General features: G+C 58.3%; 20 protein-coding genes and 1 pseudogene. 11 read left to right on the forward strand and 10 right to left on the reverse strand.

What is annotated here, in order from left to right:
• Window positions 1-7 precede the first annotated feature (7 nt).
• Entirely contained in the window at window positions 8-277 is a 270-nt protein-coding gene (locus M017_RS0111445; protein WP_031498017.1) for a hypothetical protein, read from the forward strand.
• Here M017_RS0111445 and M017_RS0111450 read toward each other — a convergent pair.
• The 3 genes from M017_RS0111450 to M017_RS0111460 are packed head-to-tail and all read right to left on the reverse strand — an operon-like array spanning window position 257 to window position 5,542.
• Window positions 257-3,694, reverse strand: coding sequence for an AAA family ATPase (locus M017_RS0111450; RefSeq protein WP_031498018.1), 3,438 nt, complete (start codon window positions 3,692-3,694; stop codon window positions 257-259). The genes M017_RS0111445 and M017_RS0111450 overlap by 21 nt on opposite strands.
• Entirely contained in the window at window positions 3,691-4,905 is a 1,215-nt protein-coding gene (sbcD, locus tag M017_RS0111455; RefSeq protein WP_031498019.1) for an exonuclease subunit SbcD, read from the reverse strand. Before sbcD ends, M017_RS0111450 begins: the two co-directional genes overlap by 4 nt.
• Window positions 4,906-4,909: 4 nt before the next feature.
• Entirely contained in the window at window positions 4,910-5,542 is a 633-nt protein-coding gene (locus M017_RS0111460) for an MBL fold metallo-hydrolase (RefSeq protein WP_031498020.1), read from the reverse strand.
• An 11-nt stretch (window positions 5,543-5,553) separates the two neighbouring features.
• Here M017_RS0111460 and M017_RS0111465 point away from each other — a divergent pair, with 11 nt between their 5' ends.
• Complete coding sequence (locus tag M017_RS0111465) at window positions 5,554-5,937, forward strand: hypothetical protein (protein ID WP_031498021.1); 384 nt, start codon at window positions 5,554-5,556, stop codon at window positions 5,935-5,937.
• Window positions 5,938-6,870, forward strand: coding sequence for a CAF17-like 4Fe-4S cluster assembly/insertion protein YgfZ (gene ygfZ / locus M017_RS0111470; protein WP_031498022.1), 933 nt, complete (start codon window positions 5,938-5,940; stop codon window positions 6,868-6,870). It begins immediately after the preceding gene.
• Window positions 6,871-7,316: 446 nt separating this feature from the next.
• Here the strand turns inward: ygfZ and M017_RS0111475 are convergent, their stop codons facing one another.
• Window positions 7,317-8,198, reverse strand: coding sequence for a hypothetical protein (locus M017_RS0111475; RefSeq protein WP_031498023.1), 882 nt, complete (start codon window positions 8,196-8,198; stop codon window positions 7,317-7,319).
• Between the two features lie 9 nt (window positions 8,199-8,207).
• On the reverse strand, window positions 8,208-9,092 hold the full coding sequence (gene galU, locus M017_RS0111480; RefSeq protein ID WP_031498024.1) for a UTP--glucose-1-phosphate uridylyltransferase GalU: 885 nt from the start codon (window positions 9,090-9,092) through the stop codon (window positions 8,208-8,210).
• A 98-nt stretch (window positions 9,093-9,190) separates the two neighbouring features.
• On the opposite strand from galU, the gene M017_RS0111485 reads away from it, so the two are divergent.
• A complete protein-coding gene (locus M017_RS0111485) occupies window positions 9,191-9,673 on the forward strand; it encodes a tetratricopeptide repeat protein (protein ID WP_031498025.1) in 483 nt (160 codons plus the stop codon).
• Window positions 9,674-9,920: 247 nt separating this feature from the next.
• Here M017_RS0111485 and M017_RS29295 read toward each other — a convergent pair whose 3' ends face one another.
• Both M017_RS29295 and M017_RS30695 read right to left on the reverse strand, forming a co-directional pair.
• Entirely contained in the window at window positions 9,921-10,310 is a 390-nt protein-coding gene (locus M017_RS29295; protein ID WP_162179896.1) for a hypothetical protein, read from the reverse strand.
• 704 nt (window positions 10,311-11,014) lie between these two features.
• Window positions 11,015-11,221, reverse strand: a complete 207-nt coding sequence (locus tag M017_RS30695) for a DUF3223 domain-containing protein (RefSeq protein ID WP_080507657.1) — start codon at window positions 11,219-11,221, stop codon at window positions 11,015-11,017.
• 147 nt (window positions 11,222-11,368) lie between these two features.
• Here M017_RS30695 and M017_RS0111505 point away from each other — a divergent pair, with 147 nt between their 5' ends.
• The 4 genes and pseudogenes from M017_RS0111505 (at window position 11,369) to M017_RS30235 (ending at window position 13,704) form a co-directional block, all read left to right on the forward strand.
• Window positions 11,369-12,490 (forward strand): IS630 family transposase, encoded by a 1,122-nt coding sequence (locus M017_RS0111505; protein WP_051669437.1) that lies wholly within the window; start codon window positions 11,369-11,371, stop codon window positions 12,488-12,490.
• A gap of 86 nt (window positions 12,491-12,576) precedes the next feature.
• Window positions 12,577-13,146 (forward strand): transposase, encoded by a 570-nt coding sequence (locus M017_RS28675; protein ID WP_080507658.1) that lies wholly within the window; start codon window positions 12,577-12,579, stop codon window positions 13,144-13,146.
• A gap of 2 nt (window positions 13,147-13,148) precedes the next feature.
• Window positions 13,149-13,247 (forward strand): annotated as a pseudogene (locus M017_RS30700) (transposase); the annotation flags it as partial.
• A gap of 100 nt (window positions 13,248-13,347) precedes the next feature.
• Window positions 13,348-13,704, forward strand: coding sequence for a hypothetical protein (locus tag M017_RS30235; protein WP_035957777.1), 357 nt, complete (start codon window positions 13,348-13,350; stop codon window positions 13,702-13,704).
• Window positions 13,705-13,794: 90 nt separating this feature from the next.
• Here M017_RS30235 and M017_RS0111520 read toward each other — a convergent pair whose 3' ends face one another.
• Together M017_RS0111520 and M017_RS29710 are read right to left on the reverse strand one after the other, a co-directional pair.
• Window positions 13,795-14,460, reverse strand: a complete 666-nt coding sequence (locus M017_RS0111520) for a phosphoribosyltransferase (protein ID WP_031498028.1) — start codon at window positions 14,458-14,460, stop codon at window positions 13,795-13,797.
• Between the two features lie 132 nt (window positions 14,461-14,592).
• Window positions 14,593-15,135: an Hsp20/alpha crystallin family protein gene (locus M017_RS29710; protein ID WP_051669881.1), complete on the reverse strand. Its 543-nt coding sequence runs from the start codon at window positions 15,133-15,135 to the stop codon at window positions 14,593-14,595.
• A 565-nt stretch (window positions 15,136-15,700) separates the two neighbouring features.
• Between M017_RS29710 and M017_RS0111530 the strand changes: the two genes are divergently transcribed.
• Window positions 15,701-16,447, forward strand: a complete 747-nt coding sequence (locus M017_RS0111530) for a tetratricopeptide repeat protein (RefSeq protein WP_238325867.1) — start codon at window positions 15,701-15,703, stop codon at window positions 16,445-16,447.
• 120 nt (window positions 16,448-16,567) lie between these two features.
• Entirely contained in the window at window positions 16,568-16,990 is a 423-nt protein-coding gene (locus M017_RS0111535; protein ID WP_031498033.1) for a hypothetical protein, read from the forward strand.
• 107 nt (window positions 16,991-17,097) lie between these two features.
• Here the strand turns inward: M017_RS0111535 and M017_RS0111540 are convergent, their stop codons facing one another.
• Window positions 17,098-17,574, reverse strand: a complete 477-nt coding sequence (locus M017_RS0111540; RefSeq protein ID WP_031498035.1) for a VOC family protein — start codon at window positions 17,572-17,574, stop codon at window positions 17,098-17,100.
• 1,549 nt (window positions 17,575-19,123) lie between these two features.
• Between M017_RS0111540 and M017_RS0111555 the strand changes: the two genes are divergently transcribed.
• The gene (locus M017_RS0111555; RefSeq protein ID WP_080507662.1) at window positions 19,124-19,813 is read left to right on the forward strand and encodes a transposase; all 690 of its coding nucleotides are present in this window, start codon (window positions 19,124-19,126) and stop codon (window positions 19,811-19,813) included.
• Window positions 19,814-19,871 lie beyond the last annotated feature (58 nt).

Consider the following 19,871-nt stretch of genomic DNA (forward strand, 5'->3'; position numbering starts at 1 on the left):
AGTTTCCATGGCATCTGTATATAAAGAGCGAGCGGAGGAACTGGAGCGTTTTGAGTTCCAGTTTGGCGTCGAGCGAGGTCGTCTTGCCGTTGCCCAGGATCTTCTTACCGATGCCCTGGCATTGATCGGGCAACACGGAGTCTATTGCCAGAGTGTCCGCCAACCGGGCAAGCCGGCCATGGATCTCCAGATCATCTTGAAGCTGCTGAACGATAGCAAAGAGTTGGTGACGGATGTGATGGAGATGAAGAAGCCCTCAAGCGCCCACGGCGGATAAGAGCGTGTTGTCCATCGAGCCGTCCACGATCTGGATGCTCGAATAGCCGTTGCCTTGTTTGCGAACCCGAATCTGCACCGCGATCCGGTCCATCATCGCCGGGACATGGGTGATGACCCCCACCCGGCGTCCCGAACTGGGCAGCGTCTCCAGCGCCACCATCACCAGATCGAGCGACTCGGCATCGAGCGATCCAAAGCCCTCATCAATAAACAGACAATCGACAAACGAGTCTTTGCCCTCGAGACTGGACAGCGCGAGCGCCAGCCCCAGGCTGATGAGGAAGCGCTCCCCGCCAGAGAGCGTTGAGACAGGCCGGGTTGCCCCAGCCATCTCATGATCGACAATCTGAAGGGTGAGCTCCTCCGGGCTGGTACGAGCGAGGCGGTAGCGGACCGAGAAGGCGGCCAGATGATAATTCGCCAGTTGCACCAGATGCTCGAGCGTCAGGGCCTGGACAAACTTGCGGAATTTGTCGCCTCCAGCAGAACCAATCGCGTGGTTCACCTCCTGCCAGATCTTCGCTTCTTCTCTGGCTCGTTCCATTTCGGCCAGCATTGCCTCATACCGTGTCCGGTGCTGGTTGTCCTGATGCAGCTTCTGTTGCTCGATTCCGATCTGCTGGAGCGCCGCGCTCCGAGCTGCTTCGGTCGCGGTCTGGGCTTCGAGGAGAGAAGCTTCGGCGGGCAGCTCCGCGCACTGGGTGGCGATGCCCGCCAGCGTTGCAGTTGCTTCTTCGCGCTTGGCACGCGCGGTGTGAAGTTGCTGGTCGAGCCGCTGCAAGCCTTCTTGCAGGGCCAGCCGCTGTTGTGGCTTGGTTTCGAGAAGACGGAGTGCCTGGCTTGTCTCTACGGATCCTGCGGCACAGGCCTGGGTCCAATCGAGCTTGGCCAGCCGTGCCGCCTCTTCGGTCATCGCCAGCCGTTGTTGGCTCCGTGCCTGATGTGCCTCTGCCGCCTCCACCCGGGAATGGACGGATGCTAGTGCCGTGCTGGCTTCGAGATGGAGAGCGGCCGCCCGGCGCTGCTGTTCCAGATGCCACTCGCGATGGGGCTGGACGGGTTGCCCATCCAGTTGCAGCCGTCGCTGGGCAACCCGTTGGTCTAACTCGGCTTGGCTCTGCGCCGCGGCTTGCTGTGTTCTGGCTGTATTCTCGTGCGCCGCCCGGAGTGTGGATTCGCTGCCCGCGAGCTGTGTGTCGAGATACTGGAGCCCTTGGGCAATTGCACCCGCCAGGGCGGCGTGTTCGGTGTAGCTCTGCACACACTGGCGAAACTCTGCAAGAGAGTTGTTGCGAAGTGCGAGGGGCGTGAGCAATGGGTCCAGTTGACGGTGCAAGTTGCGTGCCTGCTCATACACCCTCTGACCGTCCTTGGCTGCTAACAGGCGTTGCTGCATCTGGTTGCGCCGTTCGCTGCCTTGCCGGTGGCTTTGCAACTGTTCGCGCAAGGCATCGAGATCCTGTTGGGTTTTGCCATGCGCCTGCGGGAAGGCATGGAATTGGTTCTGTGCTGCTTGTAGCTGCTGGCGATGTTGATCCCACTGTGCTTGGGTGGTGGCAAGCTCTTGCACGAGCCGGGTTTGTTCGGCGTTCTGCTGCTTCCACGCTGCTTGCAACTGATCCCGGCGAAGCCGATAGTCTGCAGCAAGCGCTGCGAGTTGCGGATTGTTCTGGTGGATCGGGTGCTCGGTGCTGCCACACACCGGACAGGCTTCTCCAGGACGCAGGTTCTCCCGCAGAGACGAGGCAGCTGCTGAGGCTGTCTGATCGGCTCGCTGGCTGGTAAGTGTCGCTTCATCCAGGCGAATTTGCAGGGTGTGGATCGTCGTGGCGACGGCGGCGCGACTCGCCTCCAACTGGAGACGGGTTGCTTCTGCCTCCGCGGCGCCTGCCGTGTGCGTGTGGCACAAGCGTGCCGCCTCGAGGGTCTGCGAAAGGTCCTCGGCGAACTGCGCCTGCTCCGGGTAAGGAAAGGCATCGAGTTGCGGGGCCAGTGCGGCCAGTTCGCTTTCGAGCTGGCCGATGAGGGCCTGGGCGTCCGTGGGCGCACCCAATTGGCTTCGTTCTGCGATCAGCCTCTCGACTGTGGCCTGCTGCGTGACGGCGGGCGCCCAGGCACTGTGCTCCTCGAGCCAACGTGTGGTCTCGATCTGCTGCCCGGCACTCTGCTGTCGCTGTTCAATGAGTCTCTGATGGCTGGTGGTCTGTTCGGCTTCGGCACGTTGTGCTTCGAGCCAGGTCTGGGCGGCAAGATTGGCTTGCTCGGCAGCATTCCGCACCTGGACATCGAGTGCTTCCGCTGCTTGCCATTGCGGCACGAACGCGGCCACTTGCTGGTCGATGATCTGTTTCGCCGTGCCAGCTTCGAGCAGCTTCGCCTCCGCAACGCGGCGCTGCTCTTCTGCCGCCATTCGCTCCTTCCCGGCCTCTACAAGTGCCTGCGAGGCTTGCTCGTTCTCTCGTGTTGCTTGCTGCGCTGTGATTGCCAGGGGGCGCAGAGGCTCTACCTGGTCCAGATCGCGCAGCAAGCTCCGGTCCTGCTCGTGCTCCTCCCAGGCGGCCAGTGCGTTCGAATGCTGCTCCGCTGCTGCCTCCAGGAACGTGGTGGCGGTCTTGTGATCCTGCCAGAGGCGTAGCGAGCGGTTGGTGGTCTCCAGCTCCACTCGCGCCTGCTCCGCTGCTCGCTGCAAGCTGTGGAGAGACTCTTCAATGGCCAGGCGCTCTTCCGGGGTGAGGCAGTGGATCTCGTTCCGTTTGGCTTCCATCGTCAGGAGGGCCTGGCGGCGGGATTCGGCTCCACCGTAGATGGCCTTTGAGATAAGTGCGTAGATCTCAGAGCCGGTGATGCGTTCGAGTAGCTCGGCGCGCTCATTGGCGCTGGCTACCAGGAACTTGTCGAATTGGCCTTGGGCGAGCAGACTGGTGCGGCGGAACTGCTGGAAGTTCAGGCCGGTGAGGTCTTCCACCTGCTGCAATACTTCCCTTGTCTTATCGGCGAGGGTCTGGCCGTCTGCCACGCGGATGAGGCTGCGCTTCTCTTTCTGCAGATTGCCGATCGCGTTCCCCTTCGAGCGGCGGAGCTCCCAGCGGGCGCGATAGCGATGACCATCGCGTCCTTCAAAGTCGGCTTCCGCATAGCCGCTGCTCGCGCCCCGGCGCAGGATGTGGCGCGGGTCGTTGGCCCGGATCGCTTCGCCGCTGGGGTCGGGAGTACTTTCGGCGCTTTGGTAGTCTACGCGCGGGTACTCGGCGTAGAGGGCGAGGCAGAGCGCATCGAGGAGAGTGGATTTTCCGGCGCCAGTTTCGCCAGTGATTGCAAAGAGGCCCGCACCAGCCAGCGGTGTGGCGGTGAAGTCAATGCTGAAGCTTCCGGCGAGGCTCGCCAGATTTTCACCCCGCAGGGATAGGATCTTCATTGGCCTTGGGCGATCTCGTGCGCCAGTTGGAAGACCGTGAGATGAGCGTCAGTGGGGGGCTGTCCGTAGCTGCGCTGGTAGGCGAGCTGGAAGAAGTGTGCGGGGTCGAAGTCGGCAATGGTGCGGGTTTCGATCGGTGTGTTGCTGGTTGGTTCCAGATCTTCGATGCGGGTGTCGACGAGACGTAGCCCCGCTTTCTCGGCCTCTTGGGCAAGTTGTTCGCGGAAGACCGCAGTGAGTCCTTCACGGCGGAGCCGCACTTGCGCAAAGGGGCGCTGCCCTGTTGCTGTCTTCACGGCATCGAAGAGCCCCGGAATTTCATTGACGCTTGCGAAGCCCTTGTCCGGGATGCGATGGAAGGAGACGGGACGGGTAAGCGGAAGGTGCTGGGTGCGCAGTTGCGCGTTGTCGATTTCGACGAGGGTGACGCCGTGTTTGTAATCGATCTCGCTAGCGCTTAAGGGAAGGATGGAGCCGCTGTAGCGGATGTGATCGGCTCCGGCGCGCTGTGGCTTGTGGAGGTGGCCGAGCGCAACGTAGCTGGCCTCACTGGGAAAGAGCGAGGCGGGGAAGGCGTTTTCGCCGCCGATGAGGATACCGCGTTCTGCCCCTTCGCTTTGTTGTGCACCCGAGACGTGGAGGTGTCCGGTGAGGATGAGCGGCTTGTTCTGCCATTGCGGACGAGTTTGCTCGACGAGGTCGGTGTAGAGGTGTTGGAGCGAGTGGATGAGCCGCGATTGGCCCTCGGGTGTAGGGATAGAGGGCAGGCAGGAACTGGTGGGGTAAGACAGGGCCAGAACATGGGCCAGTACCTCGCCTTGTGGAGATGCGATCGGGATCAGATGCGGCGCGGCCAGTGTGGCGCCCTCTTGCCGCCGGACGTTGCCGACGACCCGAACGCCGATGCTCGCGAAGATTTCGCGCGGCGCTTCGAGTCGCGAGGCGGCGTCGTGGTTGCCCGCTGTGAGCACGGTCGTCATGGTTGGGCAAGCCCTGTGAAACTGCACCAGGGTGCGGTAGAAGAGGCGCTGCGATTCGGCAGAAGGGTTCGGGGAGTCAAAGATATCGCCAGCAACGAGGAGGGCGTTGGGTTGGTGGGCTGCGACGAGTTCGATGAGCTCTTCGAGCACTGCGGCATGTTCGTGGTCCCGCGAATAGCCGCGCAGCGTTTGTCCGAGATGCCAGTCGGCGGTATGGAGAATACGGAGCAACGCGCTAGTCCTGAAGATAGGGATTGTAACGGGCTTCTGAGGTAATAGTGGTTTCTGGGCCGTGGCCTGGGAACACTTCTGTGTCGGGAGGAAGCGTCATGAGCTTGGTCCGGATGCTCTTTAGCAGGCGTTGTGCGTTGCCGCCGGGCAGGTCGGTGCGGCCGATGGAGCGGCGGAAGAGTGTATCTCCGGCAATGACGCGCTTTGCTTGCGGGATGTAGAAGCTGACGCTGGCGGGCGAGTGGCCGGGCGTCTCGAGCGCCTGGAAGGTGTACTTGCCGAGTTGTAGCTTGTCGCCTTCGGCGAGCGGGTGGTCGATGGTGGTTTTCCGTGGCTTGGGCAGGCCGAACATCATCGCCTGGGCCTCGATGGAGTCATAGAGTTCCTGTTCGCCGGGGTGCATGTAGACCGGGACTCCGAGCGCATCCTTGACTTCGGCGAGCGCGCCGACGTGATCGAGGTGGGCGTGTGTGATGAGGATGGCCTGCACCTTCACTTGCAGCTTGTCAATCTCGCCGAGGATGATGCCCGGTTCGTCGCCCGGATCAATGAGAAAGGCTTCGTGGGTTTCTTCGTCCGCGAGCACTGCGCAGTTCTGTTGGAACAAAAGGCCGACCGGAATCACCGCGTGGATCATACACTGAGATTATGGATAGTTTTGTGGACGTATTGCTGCGCTGGCTTCATATTTTTCCGGTGATCGTGCTGGTGGGCGGCGCCGTGGGTGGAAAGTTCCTGAATGTGCCGATTGTTAGCCCGCTGAGTAGAAACGCGGTCTTCCTTGCCGGAGCGGCGCTCGTCGGCTCCGGGCTTGTGAACATGATGCGGGTGATGCCGACGGTGCCGAAGGGCTGGCATATGTGGTTTGGGATCAAGGTGCTGCTGTCGTTGCATGTGCTGACGATGATCTTTCTGATGACGAAGGTGGATGTGCCGCAAGCGAAGCGGGCGCGGTGGCAGACTTCGGCCTTGATTGGGGCGGCTCTGATTGTGGCGGTCGCGGCCTACATGCGGCACCTGCGAGGCATCTAAATGCTGGGTTATGAAGCACTCCGGACCCACGCGGCTTGGAAAGACCTGAGCGCACGCGGGCGCATTCTTGCCCATGGAGAAGACAACACTCGCCTGCTGCATGCGATGAGTTCGAATCATGTGCAGGCGCTTGCTGAGGGGCAGGGCTGCTATGCCTTTTTCCTGAATGCGCAGGGGCGTATTCAGGGGGATGCGACGATCTTGCGGGTGGGCGCCGATCTCTTGATTGACGTGGAGGCGGTTGCGGCGCAACGGATCTTCCATCATCTGGATCAGTACATCATTGCCGATGATGTGACGCTCGAGGACCTCGCGGAATCTCACTTTGAGATTGGCATCGAAGGGCCCGCTGCTCTTGAGGTTGCGGGCGAACTGGGAGTGCCGGCGCCGGAAGGGATTGTCCGCTTTGCGGGCGGCTATGTTGCCCGCTTGAGCGAGACCGGGCTTCCCGGTGTGCGATTGATTCTTCCGGTAGCCGAGCGCGAGACTTGGATCGGGAAATTGCAAGGTGTCGAGCAGGCCGATGATGAGGCTTGGGAAGTTGTGCGGCATGAACAGGGCAAGCCGCGCTTTGGCGTGGAGATTCTGGAGAAGCACCTGATCCAGGAGACCCGCCTGCTGCATGGGGTTCACTTCTCGAAGGGCTGCTATCTGGGCCAGGAGATCGTGGAGCGAGTGCGGGCCCGCGGCGCGGTGCATAAGGGCTTGGCTGCAATCTCGATTGAGACTGCGACGCCTCCTGCTCTTGATACCGAGGTGTTGGGGGAGAAGGGGAAGGTGGGCAACTTGCTGAGTGTGGTGTATTCGCCAGCTGAGGGCAAGACCATCGCGATCGCCATGCTGGCTGTCGATGCCTTGAGCGGCACGCAGCCGATGACGGTAGGTGGGGTGAGCGCCAGCTTGCGGGCGTCTAGTTCGTTTGCGGGCCACTAGGGGTTGCCAGGCGGGGGGGGGGGGGCGCGTTTGAGGAAGAGGCATGCAACGGCCACGCGGGCAAATGTTCTCTTGAGGACTCATCGTTGAGGTCGCAAATTCCTCTTTCGCGTTGAGAGCTTCACAATGTCCAGTTGGATACTGTGGCATCGGCTGCAGGTGATCCGATGTCGACTGGGGCTACCCAGGCCAAGGCGACAGTGTTCGCGGTGACCTCCTGCACTGGGGGAGTCACGTGGAGCGATAACAGATGTCCCAGAGTATCGAGGGCAATATTCGGCAGCACCCACTTGTACCCGGTCTTGCGTTGTAACCGCTCCTGGCCCCGTTCGGCAGGTCGTGCTGCATTTGGCCAGGTAACGGAGTCCATGGAAGACTTCGGGCAGGGATTACTCCGTGACTTCGGCCCGGTTCCTTTCCCTAAGCTGAAGGACGGGTCGATTGGGTTATCGCCAGCTTGCGAGCTTCCAGTGCGTTCGCCGCCCGCTGGTCGCAGGCTTCACTTTGTTTGCGGCCAGGGTGATTCCCTGGTTGTGAGCGGTGGCGTGTTCGATGCTATGGACGGGAATGGCCAGCGTGTTGAGGTCGAAGTTGGGGTTTGCTGCGAGGTCGAGTTCGAGGTCAAAGTCGCGGTGGAGTGTTTCTTGGAGCGCTTCGTAGAAGGGCACGATGGATTGCGGATCTTCCACCTGGTAACTGAAGCGGGTGTAGGGGGCGGCTTGCTCGGGACTAGGAACTTTCGTGAGTCCGGTCAGGATGTTGACGAAGCCGTTGGGCGGTGGGGCCGCGAGGATCGGGAGGTAGGCATTCCAACTGGGTTCGTTTGAACGGAAGGCGGGGAGCAGGTCATACTTCTTGGGAAGCTTCTGGCAGAAAGCGATCGCTGCGGGGTCAGTGGCCGGGATGCTGCAGAGGCTTTCTTGTTTTGCTGTTCTTGCAAAGAGTTCGGGATAAAGATGGCGCAGGATGGTGGGGAGATTTGCTTCAAGTTCGATGGCCGTGATGAGGATTTCTCGCTCCCCAGCCGGACGGGCTCGGGCCAAGAGCATCGGGGAGGGGAAGAGCGTTGATTCCGGGGCAGAACTCGGGACGATCTGGAGCAGCCAGGGCGCGACGACGAGGAAGAAGCTGGTAGGGTTTGCGGGGTGTGGGAGGAGAGTGTGCGGGTAGGGCTGGAGGCCGTTGCCACGCAAGCTAGGAAGCTCTTTGGCCAAGAGGCCGCGCAGGTCGTTGGACCAGACACGGCCTCTTGTGATTTTGAAAACCAGGTCGGCAATTGCAACTGCTTCGCTAGGTTTGACGGGCGGGAGCAGTTGCAAGGGAGTCATGGGTGGAGCCTACAGCTTGAGGCCCTTCAGATATTCCCGGAAGGGTTCGCCGAGGTCTTTTCGTTGCAGTGCGAATTCGACGGTGGCCTTGAGGAAGCCGAGCTTGTCGCCGGCATCGTGGCGGGTGCCTTCAAAACGATAGCCATAGATGGGGCGCGAGCGCAACAGGTGGCGCAAGCCGTCGGTGAGTTGGATTTCGCCGATGGCGCCGGGGCCAACGGCTTCGATGGAATCGAAAATTTCGGGCGTCAGAATATAACGCCCGATGATGGCGAGATTCGAGGGCGCGTCTTCGGGCTTCGGCTTCTCGACCAGGTTGCGGATGCGGTACAGCCGGTTCTGGCTGCCGTTGTGGGGAACGGGTTCCGCATCGACCACACCGTAGGCGGAGATGAGTTCCTTGGGCACTTCCATGAGGGCGACGACGCTGGCGCCGTAGAACTCATAGACGTCGAGGAGCTGGCGGATGCAGGGCACTTCGCTATCGATGACGTCATCGGCGAGTACGACACAGAAGGGTTCGTTGCCGACGAGTTCGCGCGAGCGCAGGACGGCGTGTCCGAGCCCGAGTGCCTCTTTCTGGCGGACATAGGAGACGTCGATCATGTCGGAGATGGATCGCACTGCGGCGAGCATGTCCTTCTTGCCCTTCATCTCGAGGGTGTGCTCGAGTTCGAAGGAGACGTCGAAATGATCTTCAATCGCGGACTTGCCACGTCCAGTGACGATGATCATGTTCTGGATGCCAGAATGCAACGCTTCTTCGACGCCGTACTGGATGATCGGCTTGTCTACGAGCGGGAGCATTTCTTTGGGGCTGGCCTTCGTGGCTGGGAGGAATCGCGTACCGAGTCCCGCAGCTGGGAAGACGGCCTTTCGGACCTTTGAAATCATGCAGTTCCATTGTACTTAACGATTGTTGAGGATTTATTTCCGGCTTTTCGACTATTTCCGATTGCCTTCCCGCCAGGATTCAGATAGAAATTGGAAACATGACCGACCCCAGGGTCGAACTCGCGATCCAATTGTTCCAGGATGCCTACCAGATGCAAATGCAAGGTGAGCTGGACGTCGCGATGGACCTATATAAGAAATCGATCACGATTCACCCGACCGCAGAAGCATACACTTTTCTCGGATGGGCTTATCGTTTTCAGGGCCGGCTCGACGATGCGATTCTCGAGTGCAAACATGCGATCGAGATCGATCCGACTTTTGGCAACCCGTATAACGATATTGGCGCTTATCTGATTGAGAAGGGGAATGTGGACGATGCGATTCCGTGGCTGGAGAAGGCGACGAAGAGCATTCGCTACGACAGCTATCACTACCCCTGGTATAACCTTGGCCGGGCGTATGCCGCGAAAGATATGTACCGAAGAGCACAAGACTGTTTCCAGCAGGCCGTAGACATTGAGCCGGATTACACGATGGCGAAGCAGGCACTGGCAAAGGTGAAACGCATGATCCAGTAGTTGCTTGGTTGAGTTTGACGAAGAAGGCGGCCTGAGAGGGTCGCCTTTTCTATTAGGTTGGGGATAGCCAGTGTTTGTTGATGACTCCGCGCATGGTTTCGGTGTCGTCCAGGACCCTACGGTAGATGGCCTTGTAGTGGTGTGCGGCGGTTTTCTCGATCGTCTCCCGGGCGCTTTTTCCTCAAGGATTTCCGCTAATCCAGTGAGTTCCCAGAAGCAAACGATCAGGTGCAGATAGGACGAGAATTTATCTCGAGCGCCATGGGGCGGCGTTGTTCGCAAAATCGGGATATAGGGCTTCCAGTTCCTTGACGGGTTGTCTGATGGCGGTCGCATGCGAGTCTTCATACCAGTGGCTCTGTTCGTGGATGAAATTGGCGAGAAGAGATGCGTTGCTGTGGCGGCTTCCTGTGCTGAGAGTCAGAACCGGATAACTGTGGGGGATCTGCTTCTCGTCGATCAAGATCGCAGTGGTGAAGGTCCATTTTCTTAAGTCGTAACGCGCCAGTACTGCAGGAGCCGCTGTTGAGTTTCTTGTTCTGATACAGAGTTGTGCGCCAAGGTAATTTTGAAGTCCGCACACCATAAGGTGAGGGTAGATGCGAACCAGAATCAGAACAAGATTTGGGGCTTTCACTTTTGCTCCTTTGGGCTGAGTGCCTCTAAAATACGGCGACTTGGCGCGCCCGTTACGCGTGCTTTTCAACTGGCTCCGCTGGTCCGCAAGATGCTTGAGGAGCGAGGCTGCAGATCCTGGATCTTAAGGTGATTTACCAATCTGCGGTGTTTTTGGGGGCGAAAGCGGGAGTCCATCCGATTGAAAGCAATGGAGATAGGTGCTTGGTAGGTTCGTTCCGCCGCCTAGATTGAGTATGTAGGAACGGGGTACGGGTTTTGAGGGCGACTTGGGTTAAGTCTTTTGGAATCAGCGAAAAATATTCTGGAAAATCTGTGACTGGCTCTCAGGAGACTGGCTGGCGAAGTGCACTGGGACTTTAGAAGCGGGAATTGCCTCTTAAATGAAAGCGAGTGGGTTCGCGTCTGTTTCGGGCAGACTGCCTTGAGATTGATGGAAACTTCGACAAAATCGAGGTCGGCGATGCGTTGGTGGTAATCACGAAAGTCATCGCGGAGGATCCTGTCCTGTAATCTTGGGGTGAATTTCGCTGCAAGTGAGACTGCGGTGGGCGCTGGTCCATGCTGCCCTCTTCAAGGCTAATCCTTCTCTTTGTGACTGCGTAGGAGACTCGACCTTACCGCCTTTGTAGGTGCTGAAGAAGGCTTCGCGAGCGCGGTAGAGATCGACTTGATCGCTCGCCAGAAGGCGCTTGTGACTTCAGTCTATTGGGAAGGCACTCGGCCAGTGATGCAGTCTTTGAGCGAGAAGATCTCGAATGTGTTGGCAACGCGGAGGAGACGGAAGCATTTGCTGCCGTGTTCGGTCGCCATGATTTCGAAATGACTGAGACCGCAGCCGATCTTCCGCCGGGGAGGTACTGTTTTAGGACGTCTCGGAAGAAGGCGCTCGCTTTTCCGGTAGCACGCGATGTATCGAAACGACGGGCCTCAGCGTGTGAGTTGAAGGGGACGGAGCGATCGTGAACTTTGAGCATTTTGAGAGGTTGCGGTGACTTCTCTAGTGTCCTGAGTCCTAAGTGGCTGGCATAATATAACCGCTTGTTCTATGGTTGAAGCATGGAAGCGAAGCGAGGACGACCCAAGAAGCAGGAGTTGGTGGTAACCGAGCAGCAACGGGAAGAGTTGGAACGGTTGGTGCGGCAGCCAAGAAAATCCCGAGCAACAGCGTTTCGGGCACGAATCATCCTGGAATGCGACGGCGGATTGAGTAACGCCGCAGTTGCGGCGAAGCTGAGGACAACTGGGTTTACTGTTGGATTCTGGCGTAATCGTTTCATTGTGGGCGGGATCTCAACTTTGGGAGATGAGCCTCGGCCCGGGGCGCCACGAGAAATCGGCGACGACAAGATTGAGCAGGTCGTCCGGCTCACACTGGAGAAGGCCCCCAAGGGAGCAACCCATTGGTCCAGCCGAATGCTGGCGACGAGAACAGGACTGAGTCAATCCACCATCAGCCGCATCTGGCGTGCCTTTGGTCTGAAGCCACATCGAAGCGAAACCTTCCAGTTGTCGAACGATCCGTTGCTGGTTGACAAAGTGCGGGACATTATTGGGCTCTATCTGTCGCCCCCGCATCATGCGTTGGTGCTGTGCGTGGATGAGAAAAGTCAGATCCAGGCGCTAAGCCGGAACCAACCCGTGTTGCCGCTACGAAGCGGTCAACTTGAGCGCCGCACGCACGACTATCAACGACATGGAGTGACCAGTCTGTTTGCGGCTCTGGATATCGCCACCGGCCGGGTATTGGGCAAATGCTATCGCCGTCATCGCTCTGTAGAGTTCCTCGATTTCTTGAAAAAAATCGATGCGGCCGCCCCTGCCGACCTGGATGTCCATCTGGTGCTGGATAACTACGGAACGCACAAGACCGCCAAGGTTCGACAGTGGCTCCAAAAGAGGCCCCGGTATCATCTGCACTTTACTCCCACACATGCCTCTTGGTTGAACCAAGTCGAACGCTGGTTTGCGTTGTTGACACAACGGCAAATCAAGCGTGGCTCTCATCGAAGCGTCTCGGAACTAGAGGACGCTATTCGGAAGTTCATTGCCGTGCACAACGAGCAACCCAAACCATTCCTCTGGACCAAATCTGCCTCTCAAATTCTTGAGTCCATCGCCCGCTTTGCTTCAACCACCCTTGCCGCCCATCAACCGAACACTTCTGCTAGAAATCAATGACTCAGGAGACTAGAAGCGGTCTCATAAACCACCACGGGGCGGAATCTGGGAATCTAAAAGAGCTCGGGTGATTAGCGCGGACGAGTATGCGCGGACGAGGGGACTTAAAGGACGACCAATGGGAAGTCGTGGAGCCGGTGTTGCGTCCGCAGCGCCGGGAGGATCAGCGTGGCAGTCCGTGGCACGATACTCGATGCGTGTGGAACGGGGTGTTGTGGGTTTTAGGGAGTGGGGTGCAGTGGCGTGAACTGCCGGAAAGATATCCCCATCCCAGACCTGTCACCGGCGTTTTCAACCGTGGGTGCGAAATTGGCCCCACCCGTCGCGGCAAGGGCACGAAGATCATCGCTATCGCCGCTGGTGACAGTCTTCCTCTCGCGGTTGCTGTCGACAGCGCTTCGCCGGCCGGGTGTCAGCTTGTGGAAGACGTTCTGGCCGGAAGCTTCCTCGATGAGATGCCCAAGCGACTCATCGGAGACAACGCCTACGACTCAGACAAGCTCGACGAAAAGCTTGCCGAAGAGTACGGCATCGAGATGATCGCGCCGAACCGGCGCAACCGGGGCAAGACTCAGGATGGACGACCACTGCGCCGCTACCGGGCAGTAATCGCCAGAATATTTTCTACTCGATCCAGGATCGCCAGACTCATCTGAGTCTGCTCCGGACAAATTTAAGGGAGGCCGAGGTGAGGGTCCTTGCTTATTGCCTGATGACGAATCATGTGCACTTTGTGCTCGTTCCGGAGCGGACCGATTCTCTGGCTATGCTGTTTCGGCGAGTACACGGCGCCAATGCGCAATCGCTGAATGCGAGGCGCGGTAGTACTTTGGCAGAACCGTTATTACTCGTGTCCTATGTCAGAGAGTCGCTTGTGGCTGGGGATTCGGTATGTGGATGCGAATCCAGTGCGGGCTGCGATGGTGGAGAGGGTCGAGGAGTACCGGTGGTCGAGCGCTGCGGTGCATCTGGGCAGCGCTGAGGACAGGAGCGGGGGTTTTTGGCGAGATGCTGGCGGGGCGACCCAGTGGAAGGAACTGCCTTCTGCTCCGGATCGGGCGGCGGAGACGCACTTGCTGCGACGCTGCACTTACGCCGGTCGACCTTTTGGAGAGGAGGTGTTTGTGGAGAGGATGGAGATGGCGTTTCAGCGGAAGTGGCGGAGGTGGAGTTTTGAGAAGGCGCTGGGTGGCCGTACGTTGTCTGCGAGTTAGGCGAAGGGGACGGAGCTGACTGCTGGTTTGGGCGGAAATGCGAAGTGCTTGATGCGGGCTGTCCCCCTCGGGGGTCAGGGGGGTCAGGGGTCAGGTCAGGTGATCGAGGAATGCCTGCTGCAGCAGCTCTTGCACTTCAGTATCGGAGGTCTGAGAGAAATCTTCGTACCAGTTGCCCACTGAGTAAAACGGCGCCGGTGTCTGCAGGCAAACCACCTCGTCAACGTACTGCCGAAGCTCCTCACAGGCTTTGCTCGAGGCGACGGGTACAGCAACAATGACACGCTTCGGCTCTTTTGCTTCGACGGCTCGAACTGCTGCCAACATCGAAGCCCCGGTGGCCAAACCATCGTCCACCAAGATCACGATTCGCCCTTTGATTGCTAAGGCCGGCCGTCCACCACGGTAGAGCTTCTCCCGGCGTGTCATCTCCTGTTGCTCCCGTGCAATGATCTGCTCCACTTGAACAGGAGAAATTTTGAAATCTGAAATCAGCGCTTGGTTGAGGACGCGCGTACCGCCACTGGCGATGGCCCCCATTGCCAACTCTTCCTGACCCGGCACTCCGATCTTACGGACCAGGAAGAGATCCAGGTCTGCTGCCAATGCGCAAGCAACCTCAAATCCGACAGGAACGCCGCCACGAGGAAGTGCCAGTACAAGGGGAGTTGCCTCAAAGGCAAGACTTTGCAGCTGGCTGCCCAGCGCCTTGCCGGCGTGAATGCGGTCGCGAAAGAGCGGATCGCCAAGCATCATCACTCCTCGGTTCCCTGGAACGCCGATCTAGAATTGGTCTCTTACTACAAGACCCAAAGCAGCAAGGATCTGGATGACTTGACGGTTCTGCCATGCTGTCGCTCTTACTGCCTGGATTGTGCGCGGTGAAGACTATTTCTTCTGGCTTGCCTCGATCGGAATCTCCCGGCCCTTTGTCTTTGTTTCCGGGACGGGAATGGATATCTCAAGAACGCCATCATTGAAACGCGCTGTGGCTTGATCGGTCTTGGCACCTTCAGGAAGCGGAATGCACCGGCTGAAGCTTCCGTAAGAGCGCTCGGAACGGTAGTACCCTTGGCCTTTCTCCTCGTGTTCCCGCTTCCGCTTGCCTTGGATGAGCAGGTCGCCCTCCGCTACTTCTACCTTGACGTCCTCCTTGCTGACACCGGGCAGGTCCGCTCTTACGACAAGCTTCCCGTCCTGTCCCTGTACTTCCATGGAGGGCCACCAACTGTCCCCGTCTCCATTGCTGCGCTCGGACAATTGCATGCGGCCGAAGTCGCGATTCATTTCTTCGAGCATCCGGCGCATCGCAACCAAAGGATTGCTTGCGGCGGCTTCAGAACGCCATTCGGGCCACCAGTCTCGATTGCGACGCGTTAGCGAGCGGCTGGATTCTGGTTCTTTTCGGCGTTCGATGTTTCCTTCAGGCATGATTTGTTTCTCCTTCGTCGTGCGGTCCTGGTCCTGGCTTTGTGCAGACTTCCGATGACGGGATGCCTCCCTTTGTGATCGTGTTTCCCGAGCTACGGAGGGGATTGCACTTGAGGACACCGTAGGCGATCCGCGACGGTGAGTTGCGCCACAACCTGTCTCAGTTGGCCTTTGGGGGCCTGCGTTGTCTGTGAGGCAACGGGGACGGGGCGGACTGGTGGTGTTTGGCGGGAGATGCAAAGTACTCGATGCAGGCAGTCCCCTTGGTGTCTCTTTGGGCTTGTCCGCTTCGGACCAGCCCATATCGTTTTCCACGTGTCGCCGCGGAACGTCCCATTGCCTTTTCCGTAACTCCAGTAGCCAGAGAGCGCGGGTAGCGTTACTTTCCGCCCTGTTGGAGGCTCGCAGATCCACCTCCTAGCAATTCCGGCGCAGTGAGGAGTGTATGCACTTCCCTATCTACTGTTGTGTCTTAATTCCAGTGTTTCTCAGCGGGAGTCTGATGGATCAATTGGGCAGGCCCTTTGATTCATATGATCATTCCCACAATCAGATTCCGAGTACTGTGTCTGGACAGGTCAGACTGAACGATTTCCAAGGCGCGGGGCAGCTCTCTGCGCAAGTCTACGATTTCATGCAGCGGATCGTTGTCGCAGAATCGATCCTCAACGGAATGGGCAGCTTTGAACTCCGGAATGTCCCGGCGGGGATGTTTGAAATCCGGGTGGTGAATCGTCAACGAGATGTCCTCTATTCCGCTCCTTTCAGTTGCCCGTGTGGGAACTTGATCACAATCGACCTGACTCGTGGAAGTTTCCCCACGAGTTCTAATCGAGCGATCAGCCTCCTGCGCATGCAGCACAAAATTCCCAAGAAGGCGATGAAGGCTTACAACGCGGCGCTTCAAGATCCAACGCTGAAGTTCGAGAAGTTGAAGCTGGCCGTGGAGATTGATCCGGAGTTCTTTGAGGCGCTCAACAATCTGGGAGTTCAATACCTGTTGCGAGGACAGATTGAGGATTCCAATGAGATGTTTGCGCGTGCGGCGAAAATGGATCCCACCAATGCGCTGGCGCAATCGAATCTTGCGTATACGTTGCTCCGGTTACAGCGCTTTGCGGAAGCGGAAGCGGCGGCGCGCGCGAGTCTGCGAGCGGATGGGACCTCAAGCCGTGCGCGCTTCTATCTGGCGGTGAGTCTGTTGGAGCAGTGGAAAGACGAAGAAGCAAAGGTGCACTTGAAGCAGGCGGAGGCGAGCTTTGAGCCTGCGCGAAGGGTGCTTGCCTCCTTGTTGAAGGAAGAGAAGAAGTGAGAGACGCGGTTTGACTTGCAGGGATGGCCTCTTGCTTCGGAGGCAAGCGATCAATCGAGGCTCAACTCGGGTGGTCTGCCCCCCATTCCATTGGAAGGTTGGCCGTGCTAGAAGTACATCATGAAAATACACCGTGCGATCTTGCCGGGATTTGTCCTTTCTGCTTGTTTCTTGATGCCGGGTGCTTTTGCCCAGAAGGGCATTGCGCCGCCCCAAGCTGCGGAACGCAGCCTCTTCGACAAGGGGCAGAAATTGGTTACAGCAGGACGCGGTGAGGTGGGTCGCCTGACTTTGCAGACTCTCATCAATGTTTATCCGGAGAGCTCCTTGGTTCCCCAGGCGGAAGCCCTGATTCGTGAGAGCTGGGCGACAGAAGAAAAGCAGGACCTTGAGGCCGTGGGGCTATTGGCTGCGGCGGAGGAGAAGCTGAAGGCTGGCAAGGTGGACAGTGGGAAGCTGGCGCTGCAGACGCTGATCAACCTTTATCCGGCGAATCGCTTGAGGCCGAAGGCTCAGGAGATGTTAGATCGCCTGGCGCAGTAAGGGGAGACCGTCATCCTTTGTTCGTGAGTTGGTTGCAGGGGACGGAGCGGACTCGTAGTTTGGCGGGAAATGCGAAGTGCCTGATGTGGGCTGTTCGCTTGGGCAGGTCAGCCTCGCCGGGCTGCCTCGATGGCGGCGATGTCGATCTTTACCATGGTCATCATCGCCTCGAAGGCACGCTTTGCTTCATCGCCACCAGCCGCAAGCGCCTCGGTTAATGCACGTGGGGTGATCTGCCAGGAAAGGCCCCAGCGGTCCTTGCACCAACCGCATGCATTTTCTTTGCCGCCATTTCCTACGATCGCGTTCCAGTAGCGGTCCGTCTCTTCCTGATCCTCCGTCACGATCTGAAAAGAAAAAGCTTCGCTGTGCCGGAACGCCGGACCGCCGTTGAGCCCGAGACAGGGAATGCCCACAACGGTGAACTCAACCGTCAACACCTCGCCTTGCTTGCCGCCCGGATAGTCGCTGGGGGCATAGTGAACCGCAGTGACTCGACTCTCTGGAAAGGTGGCGGCGTAAAAGCGCGCTGCGTCCTGCGCGTCCTTGTCGAACCAGAGGCATATCGTGTTTTTGGGTTGCATGTTGGTATCCTCCTTGTGCGCAGTCGGGGCGAAGGTCGCGGTCAGGTCTGTATCTGCAACTGCCGCCATCCGCACACCGGATCATACAACAACTCTCTGCATGTGTGGGGCGTGATGCGAGCTGTTCCCTGCGCCTTGGCGACCCACTCTTTCCGTCCTGGATAAGAGCGAATGTGACGCAAAGTTCGGTTCGTGACGCATAAAAGCCTTGACAGGTGAATGTACTTTCAGATACTTATGATAGACCGTCGACCATACAAGGAATCGGAACTCCTGATTTCTTGCGCAGCACCGTTTGTTTTTATCATCCATTCGACATAGAGGGTTTCGTTATGCAAACGGATACGATCCGAACTATTGCGGCCATGGCAATCTTGGCGAGGCGTAAATACGGCCAGCCTCCGAATGAGGATCAGGTGACTCATGTCGCCTCCTTCTCGGCTGTGTCAGGTGCCGTTTCGGGCATGGTAGCGAAGTCACTCCTTCAGGGCGTCGCGTTGGACCTTCGTCCGATGGGAATATCTGAATCCCAAAAGCGCCGGAAGCTACTCGACGGCTAGTGACACAGTGCTAGAGCATTCTCACTTTCAAATATTGCATCCGGACTGCATCGAATGTTCGTGAAGCGAGATGGTTCTCTCAAATACGAATTTGGTTCCCACGCTCATGTCCTCCTGGGACGTCAATTCGAAACTGTAACTACTATGCGCCTTTCTAAGAATTACTACTTGAGCTTCGCAGTATGCCTAGCGTTTTTGACTCTAATCCTTTACAAATTCAGTTCTGACCTGTATGCGCTAAGGAAACGTGACGCCTCCATTGTGGCCGGTTTCTTCATATTGGGGCTGTGCCTTGATGAACTATCAAAGCAAGACCTGCCGCTCGGTCTCGTGCGGACAGCGAAGGCCTTACGATGGTTCAGTCTAGCTGCATCGGTGACTATCTTTATTTTTTATCCTCGCTAGGTGGGTACTGTGAGATGATGCCTCGGAGTCACTTTTCCTGGCCATGACTCTGATGGTGTATGTCTTGTGCCAGATGGCATCGCGCAGGCAAGTCGAATCAATGGCTCTGCGCTAAGTCCAGTCGGTGCGCCCCTTAAAACGGCACGTTCGGCGGCCATTTTGTCAACGCGGTGAGCGGCAGAGTTCTGGTTGCCACTCATGAGTGTGTCCTTTCGGGGTGATTTGGAAGATTCCAACTCTATCACCGTGAGGACCCGCTCCGGTCGCTTATGGCGTCGGCTGCGTTTGGAGCTACGCCCTTCTTTCGCTTCAACCTCTGGCGCCTTTTGCCATCATTGTGTCGGCTGATCAGTTGAAAGGGGCGGAGCTGACTGAATCGGAAAAGCAAAGTGCTTGATGCGGGCTGTCCCCCTGGCCTGTCCCTCTGGCCCTTTGGGTCCTTTGGCCTTGGCTTGGCGGACTCGCGGCTCGGGCCTGCTGTTGGTTTGAGTCCGCTCTTCGCGCAGGGTTTTGGACTTTCGAGGGGGACGGACCTGCCGGGAACTTTGAGAATTCTTGGGGCTTGCGGCGACTCTTCGAGTGCGATGCCCAGAAGCGCCAGATGTATTGAAGTCGGATTGCCCTATCACGTGACGCAGCGGGGTAGCAATCGCCAGAAGGTTTTCCATACGATTCAAGATCGACAGATGTATTTGTCTCTGTTACGGACCCACCAGAAGGACGCCGCGGTGCGGGTGCTGGCCTATTGCCTGATGACGAACCATGTTCACTTTGTACTGGTTCCGGAGCGGGAGGATTCGCTGGCTGTGTTGTTTCGCCGGGTGCATGGAGCTTATGCGCAGGCGCTGAATGCGCGGCTGGGGCGCAGTGGGCATCTTTGGCAGAATCGCTACTATTCGTGCCCGATGTCGGAGAGTCATTTGTGGATGGGGATTCGGTATGTGGAGGCGAATCCAGTGCGGGCGGCGATGGTGGATCGTGTGGAGGCGTATCGGTGGTCGAGTGCGGCGGTGCATTTGAGTGGGGCGGCCGATGCGAGCGGGGTTCTGGATCTGGAGTTTGGGCGGGAGGCTGGAGGGGCGATTCCCTGGCGGGAATTGCATTCGGACGCGGATCGGGCGGCGGAGATTCACTTATTGCGCCGATGCACGTATGCTGGTCGGCCGTTCGGGGAGGAGGCGTTCGTGGAGAGAATCGAAGAGGCTTTTCAGCGGAAGTGGAGACGGTGGAGCTTTGAGAAGGCGCTGGGAAACCGCGCGTTGTCAGCGGGTTAGGCGAAGGGGACGGAGCTGACTGGTGGTTTGGTGGGAAATGCGAAGTGCTTGATGCGGG

This window comes from Bryobacter aggregatus MPL3 (assembly GCF_000702445.1).
In the GTDB taxonomy this organism is placed as follows: domain Bacteria; phylum Acidobacteriota; class Terriglobia; order Bryobacterales; family Bryobacteraceae; genus Bryobacter; species Bryobacter aggregatus.